The sequence below is a fragment of the Streptomyces sp. NPDC053427 genome (assembly GCF_044544985.1).
Classification (GTDB): domain Bacteria; phylum Actinomycetota; class Actinomycetes; order Streptomycetales; family Streptomycetaceae; genus Streptomyces.
In genome coordinates this window covers 223,289-249,161 of sequence record NZ_JBITYA010000009.1, presented here as the reverse complement: position 1 = coordinate 249,161, position 25,873 = coordinate 223,289, and the positions used below count along the sequence as shown (strand labels likewise).

Sequence of the window (25,873 nt, the reverse complement as noted above, 5' to 3'; positions counted from 1 at the left end):
ACACGGAGTTTGCCCGTGTGCGGGTACGGCTCACCGCCGTCGCACCCCCGTAAAGAGCCCGGTACGGCCCCCGAAGAGGCCCGGAATGGGTGCGTCCGCCCTCGACCCTACGTCAGCGGCCGTCGCGAACCGTCAGCTCCGGGCCGACTCCAGCCCCGGAAGGGTGACCCGGATCCGGCAGCCTCGCGGGGATTCGGCCACTCCGATCCGTCCGCCGTGCAGATCCACCGCCCAGCGGGCGATGGCCAGGCCCAGGCCCGTGCCGCCGTCGCTGCCCGGTCCGGACGGCGCCGGGCCGCCGCGGTTGAACCGCTCGAAGACCCGGTAGCGCTCGGACGCGGGGATCCCGGGGCCCTCGTCCTGCACCTCCAGCACCAGGCTCTCCGGCCCCTCGCCGCGCCGCGCATGCACCGTGACCCGGCCGTGCCGGGGGCTGTGCTTGATCGCGTTGTCGATGAGATTCGCCACGACCTGGTGCAGCCGCTCGGCGTCGGCGTGCGCGGTCAGCTCCGGCGGCGAGACGTCGAGGTGGAGATGGACGTCCGTACGGGTGTGGGTGTTCGATCCGGTGACCCCGGCCAGGGTCGAGGCGCTGCGGCTCATGTTCGCCTCCTTGAGCACCCCGGACAGATACGGCCACACCTCGAAGCGCCGGGCGTGCAACGGCACCACGCCGTTGTCCAGCCGCGACAGGTCCAGCAGGTGTTCGACCAGCCGTCCCAGCCGCTCGGTCTGCTTCAGCGCCGTCCGCATCGTCTCCGGATCCGGCTCGCAGACCCCGTCGACGACGTTCTCCAGCACCGCCCGCAGCGCCGCGATGGGCGTGCGCAGCTCGTGCGAGACATTGGCGACCAGCTCCTTGCGGTGGGTGTCCACCGCCTCCAGGTCGGCCGCCATGCGGTTGAAGGCCTCCGCCAGGTCCCCGAACTCGTCCCGCCGCTCCGAGCGCACCCGCCGCGAATAGTCACCGTGTGCCATCGACCGGGTGACATCCGTCATCTCGTCGAGCGGCGCGGTCAGGCTGTTCGCCACGAACTGGGTGATCAGCAGCGACGCGATGATCGAGAAGACCGTGATCACCCGCAGCTCGGTCGCCGAGGCGATCGCCACGAACACCAGAAGCGTGGTGATGATCACCGAGACGATGACCAGCGCGCCGAGCGCCGCCTTGACGGAGCGGTAGGGGTCGAGCGGCCGCAGCCCCTCCCAGATCCGCTCCCACAGGCCCCGCGTGGGGACCCGCCACTGCCGGCGCCGCGTCATGCGGCCGGGGTCTCCAGGGCGTAGCCGACGCCGTGGACCGTGCGGATGCGCTCGGCACCGATCTTGCGGCGCAGCGCCTTGATGTGGCTGTCGACCGTACGGGTGCCGGAGGCGTCCGCCCAGTCCCACACCTCGGCCAGCAGCTGCTCACGGGAGAGCACCGCCCGCGGGGTGTTGGCCAGGCAGACCAGCAGGTCGAACTCGGTCGGCGTCAGATGCACGTCGGCGCCGCGGACCCGTACCCGGCGCTGCGCATGGTCGATCTCCAGCTCGCCGAGGCGCAGGATCCCGCTGCGCGGCGTATGGGCGGCCAGCGCGGCCCGCTCCACCCGGCGCAGCAGGACGTGCACCCGCGCCGCCAGCTCCCGCATGGAGAACGGCTTGGTCATGTAGTCGTCGGCGCCGACCCCGAGGCCGACCAGCATGTCGGTCTCGTCGTCGCGTGCGGTGAGCATCATCACCGGAACCGGCCGCTGGGCCTGGACCCGGCGGCACACCTCCAGGCCGTCGAAGCCCGGCAGCATCACGTCGAGGACCAGCAGATCGGGCTGCCAGGCCTCGGCGATGTCCACCGCGGCCGGGCCGTCCGTGGCCGTCTGCACCTGGAAGCCCTCGGCGCGCAGCCGGGCCGCGATGGCGTCGACGATCGTCGGGTCGTCCTCCACGACCAGCACCCGGCGCTGGGCGCCCGGCGTGGCCGCGGCGGCGCCGCCCTGGCTTGTCTGAGTCTGGTCCATCGCCCGCCCCTGCATTGCCCCTGCGTGGTCGCGTCTTACTGGGCAGCAGCGTAAAGCCATGCCGTCACTGTCGGCTACGCGCCCTTGCGCGCAAGATGCACCGCGTCGGGGACACCTCGGACAACGGGGATCTCTTCCGTACGGACCCCAGTGAATCCGGCATTCCGCAGCGCCTGCTCGAACGCGGACGACGGCTGGGCGGACCAGACGGCGAGCACCCCGCCCGGCGTCAGCCGCTCCCGGCAGGCGGCGAGACCGGCGGGGGAGTAGAGGCCGCAATTGTCGTCGGTGACCGTCCAGTCGGGGCCGTTGTCGATGTCCAGGCAGAGGGCGTCGAAGGGGGCTCCGCCGTCGTGGAGACACCCGACGAGGTCGGTGTGCACGATCTCGGTACGGGGGTCGGCCAGCGCGTCCGCCGAGACGGCCGACAGGGGGCCCGTGCGGTGCCAGTCGATCACCGCCGCCTCCCGCTCGACGACGGCGATCCGGCCCCAGCGCGGCTCGGCCGCCGCCCGCGCCAGTGAGAAGCCGACGCCCAGGCCGCCGATCAGGACGGCGGGCCGCGGCCGGCCGGCGGGGAGCGCGTCCAGCGCGGCATCCATCAGCAGCCGCTCGGAGCGGCCGTCGGAAGTGTCCATCAGGAAGCAGCCGTTGGCGATGATCTCGTAGACCGCGGGCCCCTCGGCGGCCCCGCCCCGCTGCCGCAGCACCACCTCGCCGTACGGGCCCTCGCGGCGGTCGAGGGTGCGCGGTGCCTCCTGGTCGAACGGGGCGCCGGCCGTCTGGTGCGGGGGGAGAACGGGAGCCATGCGGGCCATCTTGGGCGACGGCGGTCGCGCGGGTCCAACGCTTTGACGGGGCCGCCGCGGCAGGACGTGGCGGATCTCATGAAGGTTGCTCGACGTGATGCATCTCACGTCCACAGCTCGCTCATGGGTTGAGCGTGCAGGGTGGGTCGCGGACGCAGTCGGAGACGGAAGGGGCTCGGGGTATGAGCTGGGTGGAGACCGCCGAGGGCCGGCCGGCCGACACCGCGCGACCGGGCACCCTGGCGGGCGTACCGCGGCAGCGCGGCACCTCCACGGCGCCCCCGTACGGCCCCGCCGCCCGCCCCTCCCGTACGCGCCCGCCGCTGCGCGGACCGGGACCGCGGCTCCTGCGGCTGCTGCCCACCCCCCTCGGCACCCCCTTCACCTTCGGCTACGCCGCCCTCCTCGGCGCCACCTCGCTCTTCGCCGCGCACGCCGACCCCGCCCTGGTCTCCGAGCTGCTGCGCGGCTCCAGTACCGATGTCGCCCACCTGGCACAGGCCCCGCTCCTGGTGCTCGTCGCCTCCGCCCTGTGGATCGCGGGCGGCCCGGCCTCCGGCTACGCCCTCGCCTTCCTCTTCGTCCTCACCGCCCTGGAGCGGCGGATCGGCGGACTGCGCACCGCCGCGGTCTTCTTCGGCGGCCATGCGCTGGCCACCCTCGCCACCGAGCTCCCCGTCGGCTTCTCGGTCGCCGCGGGCGGGCTGCCGGACAGCTCCCTGCACCGCCTCGACTACGGCATCAGCTTCGGCGTAATGACCTGCGTCGGCGCCCTCGCCGGGCTGCTCCCGGCCTGGTGCCGCTGGCCGCTGCTGGCCGGCGCCGGGTATCTCGTGATCACCGGTCTGCTCGCCTACGCCGACCCGATGACCGACTGGGGCCATCTGCTCTCGCTGGCACTGGGCGTGGCGAGCGGGCCCCTGCTGCGCCGGTGGCGGGACCGCCGCAGCCGGGTGCGCCCGGACGTCTCCTAGGCCGCCGGCCCGGCCGGTGGCTCAGCCCAGCCAGATCAGCATCCCCTCCCCGTCCTCCGCCGCCGCACGGAAGAACAGCCGCAGCCGTTCGTAGTGCTCGCTCACATAGTCCAGGGACTCGCCGCGCCGCCAGACGAGGGCCGGGTAGACCTCCGCCTCGGCGAGGTCGGCCGGGGCGACGCCGGACACCAGGCTCGCGCCGGACAGCTCGGCCATGGCCTCGGCGGCCACCCGCACCCGGGCGGGCGTGAGGTAGCGGGGCGGCCCGTACCCCCAGTCCTCGGCGCCCGCCACGGCCTCCTCCCCCTGGGCGACGTCCACCGGGAAGTCCGTCCGGCGCAGCAGGAAGCCCAGCGCGTCCCAGGCCTTGTCGATGTCGAGACACAGCGCCTCGTCCGGCTCCTCCGCCGCTTCGGCGGCCTCCTCCAACCGGCCGCTGACAAGCTTCAACGCCCACTCGGGATCACCGGTCGCCCGGTCGAGTTCGGCGGCCGTGACCCGTGCGTACTCTCCGATCATGCTCATGGTCCGGATGCTAGGAGCGGGCACTGACAACGGCGGGGGCGTGGCGCGCCGGTTCGCGCGTAAAGGGATTAATTCCGGCCAGACATCGTCCCTCGCCTGGGACAATGGCCATCCCGTGCCGTGCACGACGCGACCCCTTGCCCGCCGCCCCACAGGAGTGCAGTCACCTTGTCCCGCGCCCAGGAACACCCCGCCCCCGACCCCGCCGAGCTCGGCCTGACGTCCGACTGCGGCAGCTGCTTCGGGCTGTGCTGCGTTGCGCTGCCGTTCGCCGCCTCGTCGGACTTCGCGGTCGACAAGGAGGCCGGCCGGCCCTGCCGGAACCTCCAGGACGACTTCCGTTGCGGGATCCACGCCGATCTGCGGCAGCGCGGCTTCTCCGGGTGCACCGTCTTCGACTGCTTCGGCGCCGGCCAGAAGGTCTCGCAGGTCACCTTCGGCGGCCAGGACTGGCGGCGGGCGCCGGGGACCGCCCGCGAGATGTTCGAGGCGTTCCCCGTCATGCGGCAGCTGCACGAGCTGCTGTGGTACCTCGCCGAGGCGCTGGCCCTGCCGGACGCCCGCCCGGTCCACGCCGGCCTGCGCGGCGCGCTCGATGCCACCGAGCGCCTCACCCGCGGCACCGCCCAGGAGCTGGCCGCACTGGACATGCCCGCGCACCGGGGCGAGGTCAATGCGCTGCTGCTGCGCACGAGCGAGCTCGTACGGGCCGAGGTGCCGGGGAAGAAGAAGGACCGGCGCGGGGCGGATCTTTTCGGGGCCCGGCTGAAAGGTGCCGCTCTGCGGGGCGCCAATCTCCGCGGGGCGTGTCTGATCGCCGCCGACCTCCAGGGCGCCGATCTGCGGTCCGCCGACCTGATCGGTGCCGACCTGCGGGACGCCGACCTCCGCGGCGCGGACCTCACCGGCAGCATCTTTCTGACGCAGTCCCAGCTCAACGCGGCCAAGGGCGACGCCGCCACCAGGCTGCCGGCCGCCCTGAGCCGTCCCGCGCACTGGTAGCGGGAACGCCGCGGCGGCCGATCGCTGACAGCGAACGGACGGCGGGGAACATCTCCGGGGCCCCTGGCATTGAGTGAGTAAAGCTCAACTTGTTTGCCGAAGGGGAGATCATGGCATCGACGTCCACACCGCTCACTCTGCCCGTGCTGCCCCTCGATGACGAGGTCGTACTGCCGGGCATGGTGGTGCCCCTGGACCTGTCCGACGCGGACGTACGGGCGGCGGTCGAGGCCGCGCAGGCCGCCGCCGACTCGGGCTCTTCGGGTAACAAACCGAAGGTGCTGCTTGTGCCCCGGATCGACGGCAATTACGCGGCGATCGGCACGCTGGGCAGGATCGAGCAGGTCGGGCGGCTGTCCGACGGCGACCCCGGCGCGCTGATCCGGGGGCTCGGCCGGGTGCGGATCGGCTCCGGTACGACCGGGCCCGGCGCCGCCCTGTGGGTGGAGGGGGCCACCGTCGCGGAAGAGGTGCCCACCCCGCTGCCCGGAGCGGTCGCCGAACTCGTCACCGAATACAAGGCGCTGGCCACCAGCTGGCTGAAGAAGCGCGGTGCCTGGCAGGTGGTGGACCGCGTGCAGGGCATCGACGAGGTCTCCACGCTCGCCGACAACTCCGGCTACCTGCCGTTCCTGACCACCGAACAGAAGATCCAGCTGCTGGAGACCGTCGACCCGGTCGCCCGGCTGAAGACCGCCACCGACATCCTGCGCGGGCATCTCGCCGAGCAGGACGTCGCCGAGTCCATCGCCAAGGACGTCCAGGAGGGTGTCGACAAGCAGCAGCGGGAGTTCCTGCTGCGGCGGCAGATGGAGGCGGTGCGCAAGGAACTCGCCGAGCTGAACGGCGATCCCGAGGACGAGGGCGACGACTACCGTGCCCGGGTCGAGGCCGCCGCTCTGCCCGAGGACGTCCGCAAGGCGGCCCTCAAGGAGGTCGACAAGCTGGAGCGGGCCAGCGACCAGAGCCCCGAGGGCTCCTGGATCCGCACCTGGCTGGACACCGTCCTCGAACTGCCCTGGAACGAACGCACCGAGGACGCCTACGACATCGCCGGCGCCAAGGAGATCCTCGACGCGGACCACTCCGGCCTGGAGGACGTCAAGGAGCGGATCACCGAGTATCTGGCGGTGCGCAAGCGGCGGTCCGAGCGTGGGCTCGGGCTGGTGGGGGGCCGCCGGGGCGGCGCCGTGCTGGCGCTCGTCGGGCCGCCCGGGGTCGGCAAGACCTCGCTGGGGGAGTCCGTCGCCCGCGCCATGGGCCGCAAGTTCGTCCGGGTCGCGCTCGGCGGCGTCCGTGACGAGGCGGAGATCCGCGGCCATCGCCGCACCTACGTCGGCGCGCTGCCCGGCCGGATCGTCCGCGCCGTCAAGGAGGCCGGTTCCATGAACCCGGTCGTCCTCCTCGACGAGATCGACAAGGTGGGCTCCGACTTCCGGGGCGACCCGGCCGCCGCCCTCCTGGAGGTCCTGGACCCGGCGCAGAACCACACCTTCCGCGACCACTACCTGGAGGTCGAGCTCGACCTCAGCGATGTGGTCTTCCTGGCCACCGCCAACGTCCTCGAAGCCATCCCCGAGCCGCTGCTGGACCGGATGGAGCTGGTCCGGCTGGACGGCTACACCGAGGACGAGAAGGTCGTCATCGCCCGGGACCACCTGCTGCCGCGCCAGCTGGAGCGGGCCGGCCTGGAGACCGGCGAGGTGATCCTGGAGGACGACGCGCTGCGCAAGCTGGCGGGCGAATACACCCGGGAGGCCGGCGTACGGAATCTGGAGCGGTCGGTCGCCAGGCTGCTGCGCAAGGTCGCCGCCCAGCACGAACTGGGCGAGCGGGAGCTGCCGTTCACCGTCGGCGTGGAGCAGCTGCGCCCGCTGATCGGACGGCCGCACCACACCCCGGAGTCCGCCCAGGACCCGGCCGAGCGGCGCACGGCCGTGCCCGGTGTGGTCACCGGCCTCGCGGTCACCGGCGCGGGCGGCGACGTGCTCTATGTCGAGGCGTCGCTCGCCGACCCGGAGACCGGTGCGTCCGGCCTCCAGCTGACCGGTCAGCTCGGCGACGTCATGAAGGAGTCCGCGCACATCGCGCTCTCCTTCCTCCGCTCGCACGGCGCGGAACTGGAGCTTCCGGTCGGTGATCTCAAGGAGCGCGGGGTGCATCTGCACGTACCGGCCGGTGCCGTCCCCAAGGACGGGCCGAGCGCGGGCGTGACGATGACGACCGCGCTGGCCTCGCTGCTGTCGGGCCGCCAGGTCCGCCCGGATGTGGCGATGACGGGTGAGGTCTCGCTGACCGGCCGGGTACTGCCCATCGGCGGCGTCAAGCAGAAGCTGCTCGCCGCGCACCGGGCCGGGATCACCACGGTGGTCATTCCGCAGCGCAACGAGCCGGACCTGGACGACGTCCCGGCCGAGATCCTCGACGACCTCGAGGTGCACCCGGTCTCGGACGTCCGCCAGGTCCTGGAGCTGGCGCTGGTGCCGGCGACCAACGGCGCCGCCCCGGAGGTTCCCGTGGCGGCGTGACGGCGGACAGGGCCGGTCGCCCGCTTCCCGCGGGCGACCGGTCCGCTGTCAGCCGTTGGCCAGGGCCTGGAGGCGGTCCATCGAGCCGTTGAAGCGGTTGTGGTCGCCGACCGTTGCACCGCTGGAGGTGTACTGCCAGATGGTGTGGAAGCCCCAGCCGGCCGGGAGTTCGCCGACCGAGGAGCCGTAGCGCGGGACCCACAGCGGGTTGATGCTGCCGAAGGCCGTGGAGTTGCCGGTGCACTGCTTCCACCAGCTGGTGGAGGTGTAGATGACGGCGTCCCGGCCGGTGCGTGCCTTGTAGGTGGCGAACCAGTCCTTCATCCAGTTCACCAGCCCGGCCGCGCTCAGCCCGTAACAGGTCGAGCCGTAGGGGTTGTACTCCATGTCGAGCGCCCCGGGCAGGGTCTTGCCGTCCTTGGACCAGCCGCCGCCGTGGTCGACGAAGTAGTTGGCCTGGGCGGCGCCGCTGGAGGTGTTGGGTGTGGCGAAGTGGTACGCGCCACGGATCATCCCGGCGGTGTAGGAGCCGTTGTACTGCTGCGCGAAGTACGGGTTGGTGTAGCTGGTGGACTCGGTCGCCTTGACATACGCGAACCGCGACCCGCTGTTCCAGAGCGTCGACCAGGCGACATTGCCGTTGTGACTGCTGACGTCCACGCCCTCGACGGACGCCGCCGACGAGGACGGCGACGGTGCGATACCGGCCGCCGTCCCCTCGTGCTCGGCGATCTGGGAGCCGGCCCAGTCCTGGCCGGGGTGGGTGGGTTCGGCCGCGCGCTCGGGCGCCGCGGCGCCCGCGGTGGCGGACGTGCCGAGCAGGAGGGAGAGGACCGCCATCAGGGTCCCGGCCACGGTCGCCAGGGGATGGACGGTGCGGTGGGGGAAGTGGGAGCGATGGGGGGAACCGGATCTGAGCACGGACATACGTGCCTCCGTAGATCTCGAGGATCTAGGTGAGTGACCTGAGGGGGGAAGGTCCGGTGACCTGAGGGGTGAAGGTCCGGTGACCTGAGGGGTGCTGCGAAGAGCGGGATCGGTCGGCATGACACTCGTCACCTACTGCGTACCCACTTGGTGTGGCCATGCCACAAAGGACGATACGCGCGTAGACCAGCGTGACAAAAGAGGGGGACGGGGCTGCCGTTGGTCTAATCCTGCGAAATACTGGCCGAGCTGCGGCTTCGGCCGCCGCCGAAAGAAACTTTCAGGGCAGGGAAAGCGGGAAAGGGCGCTGACGTGCACAACACCGGAGCCGACGGAACGACGGCGGACGGCGAACAAACTGGTGTGGACCACGTATTCCTCTCCCTGGAACGCGAATTGGCGGTCTTTCTCCGCCGGGCCCGTGCCTCGTCCGGGGAACTGGCGCGCGAGGTCCACCCCGACCTGGAGCCGGCCGCCTATGGGCTGCTCGTCCGGCTCGCCGACGCCGGCGACCAGCGCGCCACCGAACTCGCCGCCTTCTTCGGCGTCGGCAAGGCCACCATGAGCCGCCAGCTGCACGCCCTGGAAAAGCTCGGACTCATCGCCCGCGAACCGGACCCCGCCGACGGCCGGGCGGTCCTGGTACGCATCACCGACGAGGGCCGCGAGCGCTTCACCCGCGTCCGCACCGCCCGCCGCGCCCGCTACGCCCGCCGCCTCGCGTCCTGGGATTCCGCCGAGGTCGCCGAGCTGGCCCGCCTCCTGCACCGCCTCAACGCGGGACAGGAAGGGGACGAGGGCTGACGGGGATCCGCCGGAACCGCTTTTTTGTCACGGCGCCACAAAAATCACCGAGGCGTCGTCCCGCGGCTTCCCCCGCGGGTACGACCTGGCCTCCGGATCCGCCGCCTCCGCCGCCCGGACCCGGTCGATCAGCGCCTGTGGCCCCTGTTCGGCGACCAGCGCCGCACACCGGGCCCAGGAGCCCTCGCGGAAGACCTCGACCCAGCGGCCCGCGCCGTCGCTCAGCGCGGTCAGCGAGCGGACCTCGGAGCGCGGGGTGCTGCCCGTCACGGCCCGCTCCGCCACCGCCGGATCCGCGGCCGCGGTGAAGAAGCCGCCCTCGGCATTGCGCAGCGCCTCGACCGCCCGGCCGTACTCCCGCCCCGCGGCGGCGCGTTCGGCCGAGCCGCGGGGCAGCGCCCGTACGGCCTCGCGCCGGGCGCGGACGGCCGGGGGCAGTGCGTCCAGCCGGGGGTCCAGCACCGGATGTACCGATCCGTCCGGGTGCTCCAGAAGGAGGACGGAATCGGACAGCACCAGGTGCTCGACGCTCCGTTCGGACCACCGCGCGGCGACGACAGTTGCCTGCGGAGTGCGGACGTGAGAAAGGTCACACGAGGCCCGGTGGGCGTCGGCCGTCCGGGAGATGGCCGAGGCGAGGGCCTCAGCGAGCGTCATATCCCGGTGTGAAGCAGACAGTTCGAGCATTGCGCCGCCGAGCCGCGCGGTGAACCACGGCACCGAATGGACGCAGCCGCAGTCCCCCTCCGGCGGCGTCACCCCGTCCAGCAGAACCAGGACTCCGCCCTGGCCACCGGCGGGGAGGGCGACCGATGCGTAGTCCTCGTTTGGGCGTTGGGGATCGCCGGGCTCCGTGGCGAGTTCGATGCGCATACGGAAAAGTCTGCCGGAGGCGGCGAATGCGGCGCGTCGACCGGGCGGTACCGGGGGCGATGACGTACGGGCAGGTCAGCGCCGTACAGAAGGTATGGACCGCGGGGCCGGGGCGAGTGCGGGCGCGCATCCTTCCAGGACCGGGGCGCATCTCCAAACCTGTCTCGGGATTGCCCGCCGTTGCGGCCGCAACCGCGGAGGCAGGGAAGTTGATGGTCAAACTCCGATTGATGTTCACTCCTTCAGGTGGCCGGGCAGGTGTTGCCGAGCCACTGCGCGGTGCCGGTGGAATGGTCGATGCCCGGATCACGGGGCGGGGCCAGGACGTTCGTTGCGACGCGCAGAGCCGGGCTGTTTTTGCTTTGCGGAAGTGCGCGCTGCTGCGGTTTCACCGCAGGCTCCTTTCCGCGGGCGGAAAGCGAGCCGGGTCGGCGCCGCCACACGGCGTGCGCAGGCGAGACAAGAATGCGAGCAGCGGTGCGGATGAAGCGGCTTCGGGGCGGCGCAGGGAAGCCGGGTTCACCGGCCGGTTCGGTCTCGGGACCGGGCACGGGCTCGGGTCCGGGCACGGCCGGTACGACGGGCGACGGTGCAACCCCCACGGGACGGCGTCCCGCGCGGGTACGCAACCGGCTCGTCGGGGCCGTGGCGGTGGTGGCCGCGGCCGTCCTGGGGGCCGGTGCCCCCGCCGTCGCCATCGCGGCCGACAACGCCCAGACCTCCCAGCAGCTGGTCGACCTGGCCCAGTTGAACGCGCGTGCCATGGCGCTCGCGCACTCCCTCGCCGACGAGCGCGACGCGATGACCGCGTATGTGGCGGCCGGGCGCGGCACCCGCGACGCCGCCTCCCGGGCGACCGGAACTCCGCGCGCCGCCGCCACCGTCGCCCGTGCCGACGCCGCGGGCCCGGAATCCGCCTCCCAGCGCGACCGGGTGGACCGGCAGATCAAGGAGCTGCGCCAGGAGGCCGACGGCGCCTCCGGGGACACCGAGGCGTTCGCCGCCGCCGAACGGCTCCTGGCCGGGCTCCAGCAGATCCGCCACCAGGCGCTCACCGGGCCCGGCACGCCCGAGGAGACCTACGCCGGCTACACCGAGGTCGTCCAGGCGCTCGGCGCGATCAGCGACGACATCGCCCGCGGGCTGCCCGCCCGCGCGGACTCCGCGGACGCCGACACCCGCGCGCTGCCCGCCCTCGGCCGCGCCGCCGACCAGGCCGCCGGCACCCGCGGCCTGCTGCTCGCCGCCCTCGGTGCGGGCGGCCCGCAGCCCCGGCTGACCGCCGCCGCACAGGTGGCGCATCTGCGCGAACAGGGCTCCCTGGGCGACTTCGCGCAGTCCGCGAGCGACGGCGCCCGGGAGCGCTACGACCGCACCGTGAACGGCGGCGATGTCACCACCGCCGAGCGCTATCTGACCCGGCTCACCGACCAGCCCCGGCTGGACGCCGCCGATCTGCGGCTCAACCGTCAGCGGGTGCAGTCCACGCTCACCGCCCGCATCGGGCTGATCCGCGGCGTCGAGTCCGCGATGGCCACCGCCGACATCGAGCGCCTGAGCGCCCTGCGCGACGACGATGTGACGGCGCTGGAGATCCGTATCGCGCTGGAAGGGCTCTGCCTGCTGCTGGCCGTCGGCGCCGGCATCTGGGCCGCCCGCACGATGACCCAGCCGCTGGCCGCGCTGCGGATCGGCGCCAAGCGGGTCGCCGAGGACCCCGCCCACGAGGAGCCCATCACCTACAAGGGCCGCGACGACGAATTCGCCGCCGCCGTACGGTCCGTCAACGCGCTGCACGCCCAGGTCAGCGAGCTGGCGAAGAAGAACGAGGAACTGGCGGGCGAGCGCAAGCGGCTGATCGGCGGCCGGCAGCGGCTGGTCGCCGAGCGCGAGGTCCTCCAGGACCAGGCCACGGAGCTCAAGCAGGAGATCGCCGACCTCACCGAGCGGCTGGCGGCGCTGCGTTCCGGCGTGCACGGGCGGTTCGTCAGCCTCTCGCTGCGCACCCTGGGGCTGGTGGAGCGGCAGCTCGGCGTCATCGAGTCGCTGGAGGGCAGCGAGCAGGACCCGGAGCGCCTGGAGACCCTCTTCAAGCTCGACCACTTCGCCGCGCGGATGCGCCGCAACAGCGAGAACCTCCTGGTCCTGGCGGGCGCCGAACAGCACGGCAACAGCCACCCGGGCCCGGTGCCGCTGCTGGACGTGCTGCGCGCCGCCATCAGCGAGATCGAGCGGTACGAGCGGGTGCGCATCGAGTCGCTGCCCCCGCACTCCCAGGTCGCCGGCTTCGCCGCGGACGACCTCAGCCATCTGCTCGCCGAACTCCTGGAGAACGCCACCGCGTTCTCGCCGCCCAACGCCCATGTCGAGCTGTCCGGCTGGCTGCTGGAGAGCGGCGAGGTCATGCTCTCCGTCCAGGACGAGGGCATAGGGATGACCTCCGACCGGATGGCGGAGCTCAACGAACGGCTCTCCGACGTCGATGCGGCCTCGTCCTCCGAGACCATCGACGAGGCGCTGGGCCTCGGCCTCTATGTCGTGGTGCGGCTGGCCGCCCGGCACGGCGTACGGGTCCAGCTGCGCGACCAGAAGCAGGGCGGCGTCACCGCCGTCGTCGTCCTGCCCAAGTCGATCCTGCCCACCCGCCCGGCGCCGGCCGGTGCCCCGCCGGCGACGGTGCCGCGGGACCTGGCGCACACCCCGGGCCTGCCCGGCTCGGTCGCCGAGGCGAACTCCAACGCCCTGCCGACGCGGGCGACGCGGGCCGAACCGGCCGGCGAGCACGCCCGTTCCGCCGACGCGGCGCCGGACGAGGCCGCGGAGGCGACGGCCGCGCCCGCCGCCGGTGACGACCCGTACGCCATCGGCCCGGACACGCACACGCGCCCCGACGACGCCCCGGCCCCGGCCGAGGAGCCAGAGGCGGACGCTCCCGAGGCGGAAGCCCCCGAGGCCGACGCTCCCGAGGCGGCCGCACCCGAAGCCCACGCCTCCGAAGCCGACGCGCCCGGCGAGGCGGCGGCCGGACCGGACGCCGAGGAGCTCCCCGCGGTGTCCCCGCAGAAGCGGCGGACCGCCACCGGCCTGCCCAAGCGCACGCCCCAGGTCGTGGCGCAGCAGCAGGCGCCCACCGCACCGCGCAGGACCGGCGCGGCCACCGCCGACATGCTGCGGCGCCGGCTCGGCGGGTTCCAGCAGGGGGCGCAGGACGGCCGCCGCGAGGTCGAGGCCGAGATCGCGGAACGTACAGCGGAGCAGCACATCCCCCAGACGGACACCGACGGAGCGGGGGCGCCGGGAGAGAGCCACGTTGTCGAGGAGGCACGCGATTGAACGCGCAAGCGCCCACCGGTAGGCAAGCGCCCGCCGGTGACGGACGGGGACTGAGCAGTCAGGCGAGAAATCTGCACTGGCTGCTGACCAACCTGGTCGACGAGGTGCCGGGCATCCGCTCGGTGGCGGTGGTCTCCTCCGACGGACTGCTGCTGCTGGCCTCCGACCCGGGCCTCGCGGACGAGACACAGCAGAAGACCGACGGCCCCTTGGGGTCCAGCGCCGACCTGGCCACCATCGTGTCCGGCCTCGGCAGCCTCACCGGCGGCGCGGCGAAGCTGATGGACGGCGGCGAGGTCAAGCAGACGATGGTCGCGATGGACGAGGGCAGCCTGTTCGTCATGGCCATCAGCGACGGCTCGCTGCTCGGCGTGCACGCCACCCCCGACTGCGACATGAGCGTCATCGCCTACCACATGGCGCTCTTCGTCGGCCGGGCCGGCCATGTCCTGACCCCCGAACTCCGCACCGAACTGCGTCAGTCGATGGAGAACGCCCAGTGAGCGAACGTAGCGAGCGAACCATGGAGAGGCGCGTACCGAGCGGGCGCGAGGCCTTGCGAAGCGAGGTTCCGGCATGAGCGGCTCCCCCAAACTCCCGATACGCGGCGGAGAGAAGAAACCCGCGCGCGTACGGCCGTACTCGCTCACCGGCGGCCGGACGCGCTTCGGGCACGTCCTGCTCGTCGAGACGTTCGTGGCCGCGCTGGAGGCCCCGGAGGAGCGCCGCGAGCTCACCTCCGGCGGCTGGGGCGACCGGGTGATGCCCGAGATGCGGGCGATCGTCGAGCTGTGCCGCCGGATGCGCTCGGTCGCGGAGATCTCCGCGCTGCTGAAGATGCCGCTGGGCGTGGTCCGCGTCCTGCTCAGCGATCTCGCCGACCAGGGAAAGATTCGCGTCTACGGCACCGGGCACGGCTCCGGCCGGCCCGACCGCGCGCTGCTCGAAAGGGTGCTCAGTGGACTTCACAGCCTCTGACACGACACCGGCCGGGCCGACACCGGCCGGCGAGGCCGGCGGGCAGGCCGCCGACGCGGGGCTGCAGGGCTGGCAGACGGACCGTACGCGGGCGCCGATCGCCACCAAGATCGTGGTGGCGGGCGGCTTCGGCGTCGGCAAGACCACCTTCGTCGGCTCGGTCTCGGAGATCACCCCGCTCCAGACCGAGGCGGTGATGACGCAGGCCAGCGAGGACACCGACGATCTGACCGCCACCCCGGAGAAGACCACGACCACGGTCGCGATGGACTTCGGGCGGATCACCCTCGACCAGGACCTGGTGCTCTATCTGTTCGGCACGCCCGGACAGCAGCGCTTCTGGTTCATGTGGGACGACCTGGTGCGCGGCGCGATCGGCGCGGTCGTGATGGCCGACACCCGGCGGCTGGAGGACAGCTTCCCGGCGCTGGACTACTTCGAGAGCTGCGGTCTGCCGTACATCGTGGCCGTCAACCACTTCGAGGGCACCCGGTCCTACGCCGTGGAGGACGTCCGCGAGGCGCTGACCGTGCCCGAGCACATACCCGTCGTGATCATGGATGCGCGGGAGCGGACCACCGTGGTCCAGTCGCTGCTGGCGCTGGTCGGCCACGCGCTGGAGTCCGCGCCCGAGTAGGCCGCCGGCCCGCCCCGGCACACCTCCCCTCAACAGCAGTAACAGAGAAGAGCATTGCCATGCGGAAGATACTCATCGTCGGAGCCGGCCAGTCCGGTCTCCAGCTCGCCCTCGGTCTCCAGTCCCAGGGCTACGAGGTCACCCTCATGTCCAACCGCACCGCCGACGAGATCCGCTCCGGCCGGGTCATGTCGACGCAGTGCATGTTCGACACCGCCCTCCGGAACGAGCGCGACCTCCAGATCAACTTCTGGGAGAACCAGGCCCCGCGCATCGAGGGCCTCGGCGTCTCGGTCGCCGCCCCCGGCAGCCACGAGGCGCCGGAGGGCTCCCAGCGGGCCATGGACTGGGTGGGCATGCTGGAGGGCTACGCCCAGTCCGTCGACCAGCGGGTGAAGATGGCCGGCTGGATGGAGACCTTCGCGCAGCGCGGCGGCCAGCTCGTCATCCACGGCGCCGCCGTCTCCGACCTGGACTTCTTCGCGAGCCGCTACGACCTGACGCTGGTCTCGGCCGGCAAGGGTGAGCTGGTGTCCATGTTCGGCCGGGACGCCGCCCGTTCCCCGTACGACGCCCCACAGCGCGCGCTGGCCGTCGCGTACGTCCACGGCCTGGGCCCGCGCCCCGAACACCCCGGTTTCGAGGCGGTCCGCTGCAACCTCGTGCCCGGCGTCGGCGAGCTCTTCGTCATGCCGACCCTGACCACCTCCGGCCGCGCCGACATCCTCTTCTGGGAGGGGATCCCCGGCGGTCCGCTGGACGTCTTCGGATCCGTCAAGGACCCGGCCGAGCACCTGGCCATCACGCTGGACCTGATGAAGACGTTCCTGCCGTGGGAGTACGCGCGCTGCACGGAGGTCGAGCTGACCGACGCCAACGGCACGCTGGCCGGCCGCTACGCCCCGACCGTGCGCAACCCGATCGGCAAGCTGCCCTCCGGCGGCCTGGTCCTGGGCGTCGCCGACGTGGTCGTCGCCAACGACCCGATCACCGGCCAGGGCTCCAACTCGGCCTCCAAGTGCGCCGCTTCCTACCTCGCCGCCATCGTCGAGCGCGGCGAGGAGCCGTTCGACGCCGACTGGATGCAGGCCACCTTCGACCGCTACTGGAACACCGCCCGGCACGTCACCAAGTGGACCAACACGATGCTGGCCCCGCCGCCGGAGCACGTCCTGAACATCCTCGGCGCGGCCGGCCAGGTCCAGCCGATCGCCGACCGCTTCGCCAACGGCTTCGACGACCCGTCCGACTTCGAGAACTTCTTCTACGACCCGGACAAGGCGAACGCCTACCTCGCCTCGCTCAGCGGCTGAACCGGCTCACCGGCTGAACCGGCCGACTCGTTGCCACTCCCGGCCGGCGGACTCCTCCATACGGTCCGCCGGCCGGGCTCCTTGCCATCAGGCTTCCGCCGGCAGGTCGTCACGCCGCACGCCGTCGGTCGCCTGAGTCTTCAGCCGCCCCACTTGCGCGAGCTGCTCGGGGGAGAGCGTGGCGAGCAGCGCCTCGACCTCCTTGAGCTTCCGCGCCGCCGTCTCCCGCTGATAGCGGGCCCGGTCGGTGAGCGCCTGCTGCTTGTCCATCGCCGCACGGGCCTTGGTCGCCAGTGCGTCCGCCTTCTTCTCGCTGCTGGTGAACCGGGCCACCGCGGCGCGCTGGTCCCGCGCCGCCTCCCTGATCAGGTGCCGGGTGTCCATGGCCTGCCGGGGATCCTTCGCCAGCAGCACCCGCAGATACGACGCGACCGGCGACCCCGACGCCTGGTACTGCAGCCGCGCCAGCCGCCCCGCGTCCGCGCGCCCGCCGTCCAGCTGCGCACGGGCCCGGGTCAGCTGGGCCGTGAGGCTGTCGGACTGCCGCCGCACCGCCCGGAGGTCGTCCTCCGTCTCCTGGTAGGCCTTGGTGGATTCCTCGGACTGGCGGTAGAGACTCTGCAGCTTCCGGAGGAGGGCGACCGGGCTGAGGTCGGAGGCGGCGGGGGAGGGGGCGCCGGCGGGGCCGGTGTCCGACGGTTCGTCGGCGCCGCCGGCGGGACCGCCGGTGGCCGTACCGTCGGGCATCCCGTCCGGGCCGTCCGGGTCGCCTCCGTCGGCGCCCTCGGTGACCCGGCCCAGCTCGCCCTCGCCGGTGTCCGGGATCCAGGTGTCCGCCGTCCCGGAGTCCGGGGTCCCGGGAGTCGGGCCGTCGTGCGGGGGCTTGGTGTCCCGGGACCGGGTGTCCGGGGAATGGGTGCTCCGGGGCCTGGTGTCCGACGGTTTGGTGTCCTCCCACCCCGCGGACCTCGACCCCCCGGGCGTCAGCTCCGCGGGTACCGCGTCCGGTCCGGGATCGGCCAGGACGGACGAGGGCAGGGTCAGCGCCACCACGCCGATGAGCCCCAGGGTGCAGACCCAGGGCAGAACACGTCGGGACACCGCTCCACCTCCGCCGCAAGCTCCGAATCGCCCGCACGGTCCGGGCGATTCGAATGCTGTCACGACAGTCGTATATTCCGGACTAATGGGCGTCGGTGGGGCGCCCGGTCCACCCGATCAGCGCTGGGAGCGGTCCCGTCGGAACAAGCGCCGCAGCGCTCGGTCGCCCCGCGGGGCCTCGTCCGGGTCGTAGGTGTACTTCCAGCCGCTCGGCAGCCCCAGCCGTCCCACCCGCCCCGGGACCCGTCGGTAGACATAGACCGTCGGGGGTCGTCCGTCGTCGTTCGGCACCGGGATCTCGTAGCTCTTCGGCGGCTGGCCGGTCGGGCCGACCAGCACCGGCAGGACCCGGCCGTCCAGCGGTCCGCCGACGAAGGGGGTGTTCTCGCTTCTCACCCCTTCAGTGTCACACTCCCGTCCACTGCCCCGCTCCCGCCGCGTCGCGGCAGGTCACAGCAGGTGCGCGGCGTCACCGACGACGGGCAGGACGCGGCGGGCCAGATCGCCGACCGGCCCCTCGGCGGTCTCCAGCGCCAGCGCCGCCCGGGTCACCCGCGCGGTCTGCTCGTCCCGGGCCGCAGCTGCGGTCAGCAGCGCGACGAAGTGGTCGACGAGCCAGTCGCGCAGCTCGTCCAGGCCGGGCTGCTTGTCCTCGTCCAGCCAGATCAGCGAGGCGGCCTCCACGGCGGTGATCCACATCCGGACCGCCATCCGCAGCCGCAGGCCCGGCTCCGGCTCGCCCAGATGCCGCAGGATCTGGTCGGCGGCGGCACGCCGCACCTCGTCCACGATCGCGGTCGTCCGGGAGGTCTCCACCACGCTGCCGCCCTGGAGCAGCGCGCTGAACCCGGCGTCGTGCTCGTCGACGAAGGCCAGGTAGCGGTCCAGGGCGCGCGCCAGCCGCTGGGTGAGCGGGCCGGTGTCCGGCTCGGCGAAGCAGCGCTCCAGGATGTCGGCCGCGCTGCGCAGTGCGGCCTCGTACAACTGCTGTTTGCCGCCCGGGAAGTAGCGGTAGACGAGCGGCCGCGAGACCTCGGCGGCGGTCGCCACGTCGTCCAGCGAGACGTCCTCGGGCGCGCGCTGCGCGAACAGGCCCAGTGCGGCGGCGAGCAGTTGACTGCGGCGCTGCTCGACGCTCAGCCTGCGGTAGGCGGGTCGGGGTACTGCTGGGGCGGTGCCGCTGCCGTTCATGAGCAGCAGCGTAACCGCCCCGGATGTCACGTCGTACGGGTGCTCGGACGGAGCGGGCGGGCCCTTCAGGCCAGGAGCCCGGAGCTGCGCCACAACCGCCGTCCCATACCGCGCAGTACGCCGATCTCGTCGAGGAAGTCGGTCAGCCGCCGGGCCCCGGACTGCATCACCTCGCGGCGGTGGCCGCTCGCCTCGACCTGGGCGAGGGCCGCGCGCCGGTCCAGGCCGACGTTGGTGTAGACCTCGGGGTTGACGAAGGCGAGGGAGAAGACCCGGGCCGCCTCGCCGGAGCTGATCCGGGTCAACTCCCGTTCCCAGCGCGGCGCGGTGACCATCTGGCGGCGCAGCTCCTCGCGGGCGTAGCGGACGTGCCGGGCCTCCTCGACGACGTGGATGCGGGTCACTCCGCGCACGATCGTCTGCACCCGCTCGTCCGGGAACGTCAGCCGCTGCATCCAGTCCAGGATCTCCTCGCCGAGCAGGGTGCAGGCGAAGGAACCGGGGGTGGTGGAGACGGTCTTGAGGATCCGGGCGAGGTTGTGGTTGAGGCGGGAGACCGGGTACGTGGGCGCCCCGCCCCGCTGGATCATCCGCGCGAACATCTTGGAGTGCCGGCACTCGTCGGCGATCTCGGTGAGCGCGTAGCGGACGTGCGCGCTGGTCACCGGCTTGTCGTAGATGTGCCGGACGAGCAGCTGCATCAGGATGATCTCGAACCAGATGCCCAGCGAGGCGAGCGAGGCCGCCTCGTGCCGGGAGAGGTCCTGCTGCTGCTCCAGCGACATCTTCTTCCACATCGGGGTGTCGTAGAGCGAGACGAGCTCCGGCGGCCAGAACCACTTGCCGTCCTCGAGGGGGGCGTCCCAGTCGAGTTCGGTGTCGGGGTCGAAGGAGTGCTTGGCCGAGGAGTCGAGCAGGCGCTCGGCGACCTGCTCCCGGTCCTTGAGCAGCCCGAGGGCGTCCCGCAGGACTTCGGTGTCCGGCACGGTCATTGCGGTTGGCGCGCTCGTCATTGCGTGGCTACCTCACTCACGGGGGATTACCGGCGGTCACGTTGGATCGCCCCTTATGAGACTGCGTGTCAGTAAGCTCGTCAATCCCCCGCGCACGACTTATTGACCCACCGGTAAGAAACGTGTGAGCCTGCCAACGACTGCCCGCGGTGGGGTGTTTGGCACGCGTGTGGTGAGCGCTTCGGTGAGCGTTCCCGCGGGCGCCCCGGCGAGAGCGGTGACGAGTGCTGTGGTGCGTGTGCGGTGAATTCGGTGAGCTGAGGAGGCGTCGGTGTCGAGCCGTGATCTTTACGTACAGGACCCTGGCGATTCCCTGTGGACGGTGCCCGCCACCGGCGCGGCCCGCTTCAGCTGGGAGTACGACGACGGCCGCGACCGGCTGCTCGCCCTCTACCAGAAGGGCAAGGACAAGCAGTGGGACGCCACTCTGCGCATCGACTGGGACCTGGAGGTCGACCCCAAGGACCCGCTCGGCACCCCCGATGAGTCCATGTCCCTGTACGGCACCAAGTACTGGGACAAGATGACGGAAAAGGACCGTGGCGATCTCCGCCAGCACTACACCTCCTGGCAGTTCAGCCAGTTCCTGCACGGCGAGCAGGGCGCGATGGTGTGTGCCGCGCGGATCGTGGAATCGGCCCCGGACATGGACGCGAAGTTCTACTCCGCCACCCAGACCATGGACGAGGCCCGGCACGCGGAGATCTACAGCCGCTTCCTGAAGGAGAAGATCGGGATGCTCTACCCGGTCAACGACAACCTTCAGGCACTGCTCGCCGACACCCTCAAGGACTCCCGCTGGGACATGCCCTACCTGGGCATGCAGGTGCTGATCGAGGGCCTGGCGCTGGCCGCCTTCGGCATGATCCGCGACACCACCACCAAGCCGCTGCCGAAGCAGATCCTCGCCTACGTCATGCAGGACGAGGCCCGCCATGTCGCGTTCGGCCGGATGGCGCTGCGCGACTACTACAAGCAGCTCACCGATGCCGAACTGCGCGAGCGCGAGGACTTCGTCATCGAGGGCTGCTATCTGATGCGGGACCGGCTGCGCGGCCTGGAGGTGCTGGAGAACTTCGGCATACCGAAGGCGGAGGCCGCCGAGTTCACCGAGCGCTCCGAATTCCTGCACCTCTTCCGGAAGCTGCTGTTCAGCCGCATCGTGCCCTGTGTGAAGGACATCGGCCTGTGGGGCGAACGCCTCCAGCGCGCCTACCTGGACATGGGCGTCTTCGAGATGGGCGACTCCAACCTCGACCTGCTGATGGCCCAGGACGAGGAACTGGCCGAGAAGCTGGACGCGGAACGCTTCGCCGCCGAGGAGGAGGCCCGTACGGCCGAGGTCGCCGACGCGATCGCGCGGGGGGCGGCGGGGGGCTGAACGGAGGGAACGCCGAGGCGCCGGGGCCCGGCAGCGGGTGTGCCCCGGCGCCCCGGGCTCACTTCAGGAGCCGGAGGAGCTCGATGCAGACGGCCCAGCATGCCACCACACCCGCCACCGCCGGATACAGGCGACGACCAGGACCCCGCCAGCGCCGGATCACCAGATAGATCCCCACGTACGTAGCGATCAGATTCAGCACCGGGATCCAGAGCAGCCCCGGACTGTCCCTCCATGCGACACGGATGAATATCCATGGGACCAGCGCGCTGATGACGACCATCGCGCGCTTGTACAACCACGTCTTCGAGGCCAGAATGCGCAGTTCCGTGTCGTCGGGGATCTCTCGGGTCACGTCCGGCCTTTCCTCGCGGTGCGACATGTCTTCTCCTGCTGTGGCGAAGAGTGGCCTGCCCTATGCGGCCCGGTTGTCGTAGCCCTTGCCCGGTACCGGAAAATCGCTGACCGATTTGACCGTACCGGCAAGCGTGCCCTCAATCACACCCGCCCCGGCGCTGACCACCTTCATGACCTTGTCGACCATTTGCATTGCATCCCCCCATTTTTTCGTGATTCGCAGGATATCGGCGGCGACCATCGCATAGAGGGGCGCGGCCACCGTGGCGCCGAGGGGGCCCGCGGCCAGCGCAGCATCGCCGGCAATTTTCTTGAGCAGCGCATTGAGGCCCAGATCAAGAACCTGCACTATCAGGCCCTTGAGGAATTCAGCGAAGGCGTATACGGCGCCGGAGATGCGGGAGTAGTTGTCCTGGAGTGAGGTAAAGGTTTCCTGGAGCTCCAGGAGCTTGCCACCGGCCTCGTCGAAGTAGACGTACGCGGAATCCGCGGAATTACCTTGCCAGGTCGCGTCCAGTTCGATATTGCCCGCCTTGACGTTCTGAGAGATCTCGCCACAGAGATCGGCCAGACATCCCCAGACTTCGGCGCATTCGAGATATGATTCCCAGTCTCCCGCGATCCAGCTCAGGAAGTCCCCGAGCGGATCCCACCCGGTCATGATCTTGATGAATTCCAGCACCATGGCGGAGGGGCTGGCAAGGTCGAGCAGCGTCCCGGCGATCTTTTCCCCGGGGTGCTGCCCGGCCTCTGCCAGCCAGTCGGCCACATAGCTGTCCTCGCCGCCCGGAGCCTTCAGTCGGGAGCTGGCGTCCGCCTTGTCCGCGAAGCTCGACGAAGGCCCTTTCGCCGCCTTGGCGTCCCCGCTTCGATGAGGTTTGCTCTGCGGATAGGTGGCATCGACCTTACGGGCCTGCTCCTCATCGGTCGACAGGTAGTATTTGGCCGATTTTTTCAGCTCGTCCGAAGAGGCGTCGAGGACGCGCTGAAACGCTTCAAGGCACTTCTTCGCATCGTGCATATGCTCGCTGTGCGGCGTGAAGATCAACTGCCAAATGTCCCCGGCTGCAGCCTCGAGTTTGCAGTTCTTCTGCATGTAGTCGATACCCGCACCGGCGTCCTCGCTCGCACGGAAAAGCAGCTTGGCATAGCCGTCCAGATCGGCTGGCTCTACGGCGAAACTCACGATGTTCCTGTCCCCCTCGGACCTGCGGATGAATGGTGGCGTTGCGTCGGTGGCCGCGCCCTAGAACGCCGACCAGCCTTTACCGCTGTGCCGGCCCTGAGCGGATGAGCTCCGGCCCTGCGTCGCACGCTCTTCCGCCATTTCGCGGCGCTCGGCGTCGAGTGCCTTTTCGCCTTCGATGGCACGGGCATGGCGTTCGGAGTCGGACATCTCGTTCCATTCCTCCCACTGCCCCTTCTCCAGCAGGGCGTCGCTGTAACCACTGGCCTGCGTGGCTTGACGCAGCCCGATCCGGCCGCTGAGGACCTCCTGGGCCATTTCCTTGAGGGTGTCTCCCGCCCCGCCGCCGGCAATCAACTCCAGGGATTTACGCAGGACCCGCGCCTCTGCCGGATCTTTGGCGATTTCCATGAATTCCGACTCGTCAACCTGTTTCTGCGGTTCGCTGGACATGATTCCCCCTTGGTGCATGAAAGTTTTGGTAACGGTACAGCAAAGAGACGGTATGCGGCCAGCGTCCGTGAAGATTGCCATGTAAATGGGGATTGTCGAGGAGTAAATGCAGCGTAAAGGTTGATTGATGAACCGCTCGGCGGGGCGTGCGCAAATGCCGCTCGGCTCCGGTGGGAAATCCGTTCCGGCGCCGACGGCCCGCATGGCAGGATCCCCGTCATGGATGCACGACGACGGGCCGCGGCGCGCGCGAGCATGGCGGGGTTGGCGTTCGGTGACGCCTTCGGGGAGCGGTTCTTCGGGCTGTTCCGGCCGGAGGCCGAGGCCCGGCAGCTGATCGCGGAGCGTCGTACGCCGCCCGATGCGCACTGGCACTGGACGGACGACACCGCCATGGCGCTGAGCCTGCTCGCGGTCCTGGAGGCACACGGCGAGGTCCGGTCGCCGGCGCTTGCCGAGCGGTTCGCGGCCCGCTACAAGGACGACCCGGGCCGCGGCTACGGCCCCGGCATGCACGCCCTGCTGCCCCGCGTCGCCGCCGCCCCCGGCGAGTGGGAGTCGCTGGCGACCGCCCTCTTCGGCGGCGAGGGCAGCCTCGGCAACGGCGCGGCGATGAGGGTCGCCCCGCTCGGCGCCTGGTTCCACGGCGACCTCGACCGCGCCGCCGAACAGGCCGCCCGCTCCGCCGCCGTCACCCACGCCCATCCCCAGGGCATCGCGGGCGCGGTGGCGGTGGCCGTGGCGGCGGCCCTCTCGGCCCGCGGCGAGGTGCCGGAACTCACCGCGGTCGCCGCCCGCACCCCCGACGGCCCGGTGCGCGAGGGCCTGCTGCGGGCCGCTGGGCTGCCCCCGGAAACCGCCCCCGAACAGGCCGCCGAGATCCTCGGCAGCGGCCGCCGGGTCCGCGCCGACGACACCGTCCCGTACGCCCTGTGGTGCGCCGCCCGCCACCCCGAGGACCTGACGGCCGCACTGTGGGCGACCGCCGCCGGCCTCGGCGACGTGGACACCACCTGCGCCATCGCGGGCGGGGTGGTGGCGGCCCGGACGGGAACGGGCGCGCTGCCCGAGGAGTGGGCGCGCCGCCGCGAACCGCTGCCGCCCACGGGCAGTTAGCGCCTGCCCGACCGCGCCATCCAGCGCCCCTCGTGCCGGGACACCTCGATCGGCCGGCCGAAGCACGCCGTCATCCGCTCCCCGGTCAGCACCTCGGCCACCGGGCCGCGCGCCTGCACCCGCCCGTCGCGCAGCAGCAGGGCGTGGCCGATCGCCGGGGAGAGCTCCTCCAGGTGGTGCGTCACCGTCACGGTCGCCAACTCCGGCCGCCCCAGGGCGAGCCGGTGCAGCGCATCGATCAGATCCTCGCGGGAGGGCAGGTCGAGCGCGTTGAACGGCTCGTCGAGCAGCAGCAGCGAGGGATCCGCCATCAGCGCGCGGGCGATCAGGATCCGGGCCCGCTGGCCGCCCGAACACACTCCGTACGGACGGTCGGCGAGCTCCTTGCAGTCCAGCTCGGCGAGCAGTTCATGGGCGCGCTCACGGGTGGCCGCGTCGTACTTGCGCCACAACGGCTGCACGGTGCCGGTGGCGCCGGTGAGCACGACGGTGTGCCCGGTGGCGTCCTGCGGAACCTTCTGCGCGCCGGAGACCAGGCCGATGACGGCGCGCAGCTCGCGTACGTCCACCGTGCCGAGCCGGTGCCCGAGCACCTCGACGGTCCCGACGGTGGGGAACATCAGCGCCCCGATGATCCGCAGGACGGTCGTCTTGCCCGCGCCGTTCGCGCCGAGCAGCGCCCAGTGCTCACCGGAGCGTACGGTCCAGTCGACGGCGTCGAGGATGACCTGGTCGGTGGTGTGGCGGCGGACGCCGACACCGTCCAGCGCGGCGATCACGCGGGCGGTCCGCGGGTCCGAGGGCGGGCCCGAAGACGGGTGCGAAGGCTGCGGGAGAGTCATCGCGGCAGAGTAGCTGCGCAGGGCATCTTTCTGCTCAGATGTCCGATGCCTGGACCGCCGGCCGGCTCCCGGCCAGCCCCAACAGGCCCCGTACCGCTGCGTACTTGGCGGTCAGCCGCTCCCGCGTCGGCGCGTCCAGCACGGCCAGCCGGGCCGGGTCCGCGTTGTGCGCGAGGTCGGACTCCTTGACCAGCAGCGCGCCGGGCGTGGCCAGAATGCGGGCGGTGTACTTCTCTACCGGCTCGCCCGGCCGCTTGGTGACGGCCAGGACCATCGCCTTGGTCGCCTCGCTCAGCGCCGCGCCCGCCAGCCACTCCCGGCTCAGCGCGGCGTCCTCGACGGCGTCGTGCAGCCAGGCCGCCGCGATCTGCTCTTCGCTGCCGCCCCGCTCCCGTACCCCCGCCGCGACTGCGGCCAGATGCTCGGCGTACGGACGGCCCGCCTTGTCGGTCTGTCCCGCATGTGCCCGCCGGGCCAGCTCCTCGACCTCGGTGAGGGTCAGCGGCGGGGGCGGTGTCGTATCGGCCATG

27 protein-coding genes are annotated in these 25,873 nt (G+C 71.6%); 11 read left to right on the top strand and 16 right to left on the bottom strand.

Annotated features, from left to right (window positions below):
- Window positions 1–132: 132 nt before the first annotated feature.
- The 3 genes from ACIGWZ_RS25705 to ACIGWZ_RS25695 form a co-directional block, all read right to left on the bottom strand.
- Entirely contained in the window at window positions 133–1,263 is a 1,131-nt protein-coding gene (locus ACIGWZ_RS25705; protein ID WP_400068476.1) for a sensor histidine kinase, read from the bottom strand.
- Window positions 1,260–2,000 (bottom strand): response regulator transcription factor, encoded by a 741-nt coding sequence (locus ACIGWZ_RS25700; RefSeq protein WP_400068474.1) that lies wholly within the window; start codon window positions 1,998–2,000, stop codon window positions 1,260–1,262. The genes ACIGWZ_RS25705 and ACIGWZ_RS25700 overlap by 4 nt, the downstream gene beginning before the upstream one ends.
- Before the next feature lie 74 nt (window positions 2,001–2,074).
- Window positions 2,075–2,809 (bottom strand): spermidine synthase, encoded by a 735-nt coding sequence (locus ACIGWZ_RS25695; protein WP_400068472.1) that lies wholly within the window; start codon window positions 2,807–2,809, stop codon window positions 2,075–2,077.
- Window positions 2,810–2,991: 182 nt separating this feature from the next.
- Here ACIGWZ_RS25695 and ACIGWZ_RS25690 point away from each other — a divergent pair, with 182 nt between their 5' ends.
- Window positions 2,992–3,783, top strand: coding sequence for a rhomboid-like protein (locus ACIGWZ_RS25690; protein WP_400068470.1), 792 nt, complete (start codon window positions 2,992–2,994; stop codon window positions 3,781–3,783).
- Window positions 3,784–3,804: 21 nt separating this feature from the next.
- On the opposite strand, the gene ACIGWZ_RS25685 is transcribed toward ACIGWZ_RS25690, so the two are convergent.
- The gene (locus ACIGWZ_RS25685; protein WP_400068468.1) at window positions 3,805–4,308 is read right to left on the bottom strand and encodes a YfbM family protein; all 504 of its coding nucleotides are present in this window, start codon (window positions 4,306–4,308) and stop codon (window positions 3,805–3,807) included.
- Between the two features lie 168 nt (window positions 4,309–4,476).
- Between ACIGWZ_RS25685 and ACIGWZ_RS25680 the strand changes: the two genes are divergently transcribed.
- Window positions 4,477–5,310: a pentapeptide repeat-containing protein gene (locus tag ACIGWZ_RS25680; RefSeq protein WP_400068466.1), complete on the top strand. Its 834-nt coding sequence runs from the start codon at window positions 4,477–4,479 to the stop codon at window positions 5,308–5,310.
- 110 nt (window positions 5,311–5,420) lie between these two features.
- Window positions 5,421–7,838, top strand: coding sequence for an endopeptidase La (gene lon / locus ACIGWZ_RS25675; RefSeq protein WP_400068464.1), 2,418 nt, complete (start codon window positions 5,421–5,423; stop codon window positions 7,836–7,838).
- Between the two features lie 48 nt (window positions 7,839–7,886).
- On the opposite strand, the gene ACIGWZ_RS25670 is transcribed toward lon, so the two are convergent.
- A complete protein-coding gene (locus ACIGWZ_RS25670) occupies window positions 7,887–8,765 on the bottom strand; it encodes a lysozyme (protein ID WP_400068462.1) in 879 nt (292 codons plus the stop codon).
- Between the two features lie 312 nt (window positions 8,766–9,077).
- Here ACIGWZ_RS25670 and ACIGWZ_RS25665 point away from each other — a divergent pair, with 312 nt between their 5' ends.
- The gene (locus tag ACIGWZ_RS25665) at window positions 9,078–9,569 is read left to right on the top strand and encodes a MarR family winged helix-turn-helix transcriptional regulator (protein WP_400068461.1); all 492 of its coding nucleotides are present in this window, start codon (window positions 9,078–9,080) and stop codon (window positions 9,567–9,569) included.
- Window positions 9,570–9,596: 27 nt separating this feature from the next.
- Here the strand turns inward: ACIGWZ_RS25665 and ACIGWZ_RS25660 are convergent, their stop codons facing one another.
- Window positions 9,597–10,442, bottom strand: coding sequence for a hypothetical protein (locus ACIGWZ_RS25660; protein WP_400068459.1), 846 nt, complete (start codon window positions 10,440–10,442; stop codon window positions 9,597–9,599).
- Between the two features lie 242 nt (window positions 10,443–10,684).
- Window positions 10,685–10,834: a hypothetical protein gene (locus tag ACIGWZ_RS25655; RefSeq protein WP_400068457.1), complete on the bottom strand. Its 150-nt coding sequence runs from the start codon at window positions 10,832–10,834 to the stop codon at window positions 10,685–10,687.
- Between the two features lie 73 nt (window positions 10,835–10,907).
- Between ACIGWZ_RS25655 and ACIGWZ_RS25650 the strand changes: the two genes are divergently transcribed.
- The 5 genes from ACIGWZ_RS25650 to ACIGWZ_RS25630 all read left to right on the top strand — a co-directional run bounded on the left by ACIGWZ_RS25650 (window position 10,908) and on the right by ACIGWZ_RS25630 (window position 16,703).
- On the top strand, window positions 10,908–13,775 hold the full coding sequence (locus ACIGWZ_RS25650; protein ID WP_400068455.1) for a nitrate- and nitrite sensing domain-containing protein: 2,868 nt from the start codon (window positions 10,908–10,910) through the stop codon (window positions 13,773–13,775).
- Window positions 13,772–14,278, top strand: a complete 507-nt coding sequence (locus ACIGWZ_RS25645; RefSeq protein WP_400068453.1) for a roadblock/LC7 domain-containing protein — start codon at window positions 13,772–13,774, stop codon at window positions 14,276–14,278. Before ACIGWZ_RS25650 ends, ACIGWZ_RS25645 begins: the two co-directional genes overlap by 4 nt.
- Window positions 14,279–14,351: 73 nt before the next feature.
- Complete coding sequence (locus ACIGWZ_RS25640; RefSeq protein WP_400068451.1) at window positions 14,352–14,753, top strand: DUF742 domain-containing protein; 402 nt, start codon at window positions 14,352–14,354, stop codon at window positions 14,751–14,753.
- The gene (locus tag ACIGWZ_RS25635) at window positions 14,734–15,390 is read left to right on the top strand and encodes a GTP-binding protein (protein ID WP_400068449.1); all 657 of its coding nucleotides are present in this window, start codon (window positions 14,734–14,736) and stop codon (window positions 15,388–15,390) included. Before ACIGWZ_RS25640 ends, ACIGWZ_RS25635 begins: the two co-directional genes overlap by 20 nt.
- A gap of 59 nt (window positions 15,391–15,449) precedes the next feature.
- A complete protein-coding gene (locus ACIGWZ_RS25630) occupies window positions 15,450–16,703 on the top strand; it encodes a styrene monooxygenase/indole monooxygenase family protein (RefSeq protein ID WP_400068447.1) in 1,254 nt (417 codons plus the stop codon).
- 87 nt (window positions 16,704–16,790) lie between these two features.
- On the opposite strand, the gene ACIGWZ_RS25625 is transcribed toward ACIGWZ_RS25630, so the two are convergent.
- The 4 genes from ACIGWZ_RS25625 to ACIGWZ_RS25610 form a co-directional block, all read right to left on the bottom strand.
- Complete coding sequence (locus tag ACIGWZ_RS25625) at window positions 16,791–17,804, bottom strand: coiled-coil domain-containing protein (RefSeq protein ID WP_400068445.1); 1,014 nt, start codon at window positions 17,802–17,804, stop codon at window positions 16,791–16,793.
- A gap of 117 nt (window positions 17,805–17,921) precedes the next feature.
- A complete protein-coding gene (locus ACIGWZ_RS25620; RefSeq protein ID WP_400068443.1) occupies window positions 17,922–18,200 on the bottom strand; it encodes a hypothetical protein in 279 nt (92 codons plus the stop codon).
- Window positions 18,201–18,254: 54 nt separating this feature from the next.
- Window positions 18,255–18,995, bottom strand: a complete 741-nt coding sequence (locus ACIGWZ_RS25615; RefSeq protein ID WP_400068441.1) for a TetR/AcrR family transcriptional regulator — start codon at window positions 18,993–18,995, stop codon at window positions 18,255–18,257.
- A 65-nt stretch (window positions 18,996–19,060) separates the two neighbouring features.
- Entirely contained in the window at window positions 19,061–20,008 is a 948-nt protein-coding gene (locus ACIGWZ_RS25610) for a diiron oxygenase (RefSeq protein WP_400068439.1), read from the bottom strand.
- Between the two features lie 271 nt (window positions 20,009–20,279).
- Here ACIGWZ_RS25610 and ACIGWZ_RS25605 point away from each other — a divergent pair, with 271 nt between their 5' ends.
- On the top strand, window positions 20,280–21,389 hold the full coding sequence (locus ACIGWZ_RS25605) for a ferritin-like domain-containing protein (protein WP_400068437.1): 1,110 nt from the start codon (window positions 20,280–20,282) through the stop codon (window positions 21,387–21,389).
- 58 nt (window positions 21,390–21,447) lie between these two features.
- Here the strand turns inward: ACIGWZ_RS25605 and ACIGWZ_RS25600 are convergent, their stop codons facing one another.
- Genes ACIGWZ_RS25600 through ACIGWZ_RS25590 form a run of 3 tightly spaced genes read right to left on the bottom strand, consistent with a single transcriptional unit; the run spans window position 21,448 to window position 23,385 of the window.
- Window positions 21,448–21,771: a hypothetical protein gene (locus ACIGWZ_RS25600; protein ID WP_400068435.1), complete on the bottom strand. Its 324-nt coding sequence runs from the start codon at window positions 21,769–21,771 to the stop codon at window positions 21,448–21,450.
- A gap of 33 nt (window positions 21,772–21,804) precedes the next feature.
- Window positions 21,805–22,932: a hypothetical protein gene (locus ACIGWZ_RS25595; RefSeq protein WP_400068433.1), complete on the bottom strand. Its 1,128-nt coding sequence runs from the start codon at window positions 22,930–22,932 to the stop codon at window positions 21,805–21,807.
- A gap of 60 nt (window positions 22,933–22,992) precedes the next feature.
- A complete protein-coding gene (locus tag ACIGWZ_RS25590) occupies window positions 22,993–23,385 on the bottom strand; it encodes a hypothetical protein (RefSeq protein ID WP_400068432.1) in 393 nt (130 codons plus the stop codon).
- A gap of 219 nt (window positions 23,386–23,604) precedes the next feature.
- Between ACIGWZ_RS25590 and ACIGWZ_RS25585 the strand changes: the two genes are divergently transcribed.
- Window positions 23,605–24,501 (top strand): ADP-ribosylglycohydrolase family protein, encoded by an 897-nt coding sequence (locus ACIGWZ_RS25585; RefSeq protein ID WP_400068430.1) that lies wholly within the window; start codon window positions 23,605–23,607, stop codon window positions 24,499–24,501.
- Here ACIGWZ_RS25585 and ACIGWZ_RS25580 read toward each other — a convergent pair.
- Together ACIGWZ_RS25580 and ACIGWZ_RS25575 are read right to left on the bottom strand one after the other, a co-directional pair.
- Window positions 24,498–25,343 carry an ABC transporter ATP-binding protein gene (locus ACIGWZ_RS25580; protein ID WP_400068428.1) on the bottom strand — a complete coding sequence of 282 codons (846 nt, stop codon included), beginning with the start codon at window positions 25,341–25,343 and terminating at the stop codon, window positions 24,498–24,500. The genes ACIGWZ_RS25585 and ACIGWZ_RS25580 overlap by 4 nt on opposite strands.
- Before the next feature lie 34 nt (window positions 25,344–25,377).
- Entirely contained in the window at window positions 25,378–25,872 is a 495-nt protein-coding gene (locus ACIGWZ_RS25575) for an HD domain-containing protein (protein ID WP_400068425.1), read from the bottom strand.
- Window position 25,873 lies beyond the last annotated feature (1 nt).